Annotated in this window: 1 protein-coding gene; it reads left to right on the forward strand. The window is 70.5% G+C overall.

The window, feature by feature from the left end; all coding sequences use genetic code 11:
• A partial coding sequence (locus RIF68_RS30410; RefSeq protein WP_309054492.1) for an FtsK/SpoIIIE domain-containing protein occupies positions 1–3,820 on the forward strand: 3,820 nt, incomplete at both ends.

Consider the following 3,820-nt stretch of genomic DNA (forward strand, 5'->3'; position numbering starts at 1 on the left):
AGGAAGAACACCGGGGACGGGGAGGAGAAGAAGGAGAAGAAGAAGCGGAAGGGCAAGGAGGAGGAGAAGGAAGAGGAGAAGGGGCGCGACAGCAACCACCCCCGGCTCGACGGCGAAGACTTCGACGGCGGCCCCTGGCCCCTCGGCTCCCAACTCGCCCTGCGCAACACGCTTCTTGAGATCGACGGCTATTCCCCGCCCAACGCGGCCCTGAAGTGGTCGGAGGACGGAGCCGGGCTCGACTACAACCGGCCTCCGCGACTGCGCCCGGCAGAGCGCGAGACCCACTTCCGGCTGCCTGCTCCGCCCAGGGACTACGAGGCCCGCCCGCTGCCCTGGCTGATGGCGCTGTTCCCGCTGGTCGGAGCGGTCGTATCCGTCATGATCTTCGGGCGCTGGTACTACATGATCATGGCGCTGCTGAGCCCGGTCATGCTCTTCGGCAACTACTTCATGGACAAGAAGCACGGACGCAAGTCCCATGCGCAGCAGGTCAAGGAGTACAAGGAGACCAAGGAGCGGATCGAGAAGGACGCGCAGGAGGCGCTGCGGCTGGAGCGGCTCGAGCGGCGCAGCACCATTCCCGATCCCGCCTCCGTGCTCGCCTTCGGCACCGGTCCCCGTACCCGGTTGTGGGAGAGGCGGCGCACGGACGCCGACCACCTGCTCCTTCGGGTCGGCACCGGCCGGGTGCCGTCCGAGGTCGTGCTCGACGATCCGGAGCAGGACGATCACAAGCGTCAGGTCACCTGGGACATCGAGGACTCGCCCGTCGCACTGCCTTTGAAGGACCTGGGCGTCATAGGTATCGCGGGGCCCGGCGACTCGGCGCAGGCGCTCGCGAGATGGGCCGTTGCGCAGACCGCGGTGCTGCACAGCCCGATGGACGTCCAGTTCTGCGTGCTCACCGAGAACAACGCGCAGCCGCGCTGGGACTGGGTGCGCTGGCTCCCGCACGCCCGCCCCGCGAGCGGGCAGGACGTCAACGTGCTGGTGGGGACGGACTCCGAGACCGTCAGCGCCCGGGTCGGTGAGCTGACGCAGTTGCTCGACGCCAGGCAGAAGGCCCTGAAGGAGAACAACCGCAGTGGAGCCGGTCCCGCCTTCGCCGACCCGGACATCGTCGTCGTATGGGACGGGTCGCGTCGGTTGAGGTCGCTGCCGGGCGTCGTACGACTCCTGCGGGAAGGGCCTGCGGTCGCCATGTACGCGATCTGCCTGGACGAGGAGGAACGCTTCCTGCCCGGCGAGTGCCAGGCCTTCGTCGTCGCCGAGCCGCTGCGTCACAGCGACACCGTCAACGCTCGGCCCGGCAGCTCCCCCGCGGCCGCCGCCGGTGGCTTCCCCTCCTTCCATGCCTGGCACCAAGGCGCCCAACAGACCCAGCAGGCCGCCGAGCGGGCTCCCGAACTGCGGCTGCGCGTCGAGCAGACCGGCGCCCGGCGCAGGTCCGGTGTACGGCCCGACTTCGTCTCCCCCGCCTGGTGCGCCCGGCTGTCCCGGGCGCTGTCGCCGCTGCGCGACATCAGTGGCGAGACCGAGGACTCCGCGCTTCCGTCCTCGAGCCGGCTCCTCGACGTGCTCCAGTTGGAGCCCCCGACGCGCGACGACGTCGCCGCGCGCTGGCGCATGGGCGGGCAGTCCACCATGGCGGTCATCGGTGAGTCGTACGACGGTCCCTTCGGCATCGACATCCGGCGGGACGGTCCGCACGGACTCATCGCCGGTACGACCGGTTCGGGTAAGTCGGAGCTGCTCCAGACCATCGTGGCCGCGCTCGCCGTCGCCAACACGCCGGAGAACATGACGTTCGTCCTCGTCGACTACAAGGGCGGGTCCGCCTTCAAGGACTGCGTCAAACTCCCGCACACCGTCGGCATGGTCACCGACCTCGACGCACACCTCGTCGAACGCGCCCTGGAATCGCTGGGCGCGGAGCTGAGGCGGCGCGAGCACATCCTCGCCGCCGCCGACGCCAAGGACATCGAGGACTATCAGGACCTGGTGCGCCGGGACACGTCCCACGAGCCCGTGCCGCGACTGCTCATCGTCATCGACGAGTTCGCGTCCATGGTGCGTGACCTGCCCGACTTCGTGACCGGCCTCGTCAACATCGCCCAGCGAGGCCGCTCCCTCGGCATCCACCTCCTGCTGGCCACACAGCGACCGAGTGGTGTCGTGTCGCCCGAGATCCGCGCCAACACCAACCTGCGGATCGCCCTGCGCGTGACCGACGCCGGTGAGTCGACCGATGTCATCGACGCTCCCGACGCCGGTCACATCGCCAAGAGCACGCCGGGCCGCGCGTACGTCCGTCTCGGCCACGCCTCCCTCATCCCCTTCCAGTCCGGCCGCGTCGGTGGCCGCCGCCCGGGTGCCGCCGATCCGGCGGCGCTCGCCCCGTGGGTCGGGCAGCTCTCCTGGCAGGACCTGGGGCGGGCCGGGCTCGCCAAACCCAAGTCCGAGGCCAGGGAGGACGACGAGATCACCGATCTCAAGGTCCTGGTGGACGCCATCCGGGAGGCCAACGCGGCCCTCGGCATTCCGGCCCAGCACTCTCCGTGGCTGCCCGCCCTGGACGAATCGCTGCTGTTGGACGACATTCCGCAGGTGACCAGCCAGGGGCCGCTGCCGGCTGCCCCGTACGGCATCGCGGACCTGCCGGCCGACCAGGCCCGCCGCCCGGTGGTCGTCGACTTCGCCACGTTCGGCCACCTGCTCATCGCCGGTGGTCCGCGCAGCGGCCGCTCGCAGGTGCTGCGTACCGTCGCGGGCTCCCTGGCCCGCACCCTGTCGAGCGCTGACGTCCATCTGTACGGCATCGACTGCGGCAACGGTGCCCTGAACGCGCTGACCCGGCTGCCGCATTGCGGCGCGGTCGTCAGCCGTAATCAGCAGGAGCGGGTCATCCGGCTCTTCAACCGGCTCACCGGCGAAGTCTCCCGGCGGCAGGATCTGCTGGCGGAGAAGGGCTATGCCGACATCGGGGAGCAGCGAGCCGCCGCGGCCGAGGACGAGCGGCTGCCTCACATCGTGGTCTTCCTCGACCGCTGGGAGGGCTGGCTGCCCACGCTCGGTGAGTACAACCACGGCGATCTCACCGACCAGGTGATGGCGATGATGCGCGAGGGCGCGAGCGTCGGCCTGCACCTGGTGATCACCGGTGACCGTCAGCTGCTGACGGGGCGGATCTCCTCCCTCACCGAGGACAAGTACGGTCTGCGCCTCGCGGACCGCGGTGACTTCTCGTTGCTGGACATCAACGCGCGCAAGATCCCCGAGGAGATCCCGCCCGGCCGCGGCTTCGCGAGCGGGTCGGCGACCGAGACCCAGTTCGCCCTGCTCGCCGAGGACACCACCGGTCAGGGTCAGGCTGCCGCGCTCGTCGCGATCGGCGAGGCGGCGACCGCCCGGGACGCCGGGCTGCCGCGCTCCCGGCGCCCGTTCCGCGTCGACGTCCTGCCCAGCCGGATCTCCTTCGCCGATGCCTGGGCCATGCGCGACCCGGCGGCGAGCGCCTCCCCGCTGTGGACGCTGGTGGGCGTCGGCGGCGACGAGCTGACCGCCTTCGGTCCCGACCTCGCCCAAGGTGTCCCGGCGTTCGTGATCGGCGGACCCGCGAAGTCCGGGCGCAGCACGGTGCTGCTGAACGTCGCACGCTCCTGCCTCGCCCAGGGCGTACGGCTGATCCTGGCGGCGCCTCGCCCGTCCCCGCTGCGTGATCTGGAGGGGACGGAGGGCGTCCTGAAGGTCTTCACCGGCCGGGACATCGACGAGGACGAGATGGAGGAACTCGTCGAGTCGGCCAGTCCCGAGCAGC

Origin of the sequence: Streptomyces sp. (assembly GCF_031178505.1) — a bacterium.
GTDB classification, from domain to species: Bacteria; Actinomycetota; Actinomycetes; order Streptomycetales; family Streptomycetaceae; genus Streptomyces; species Streptomyces gulbargensis.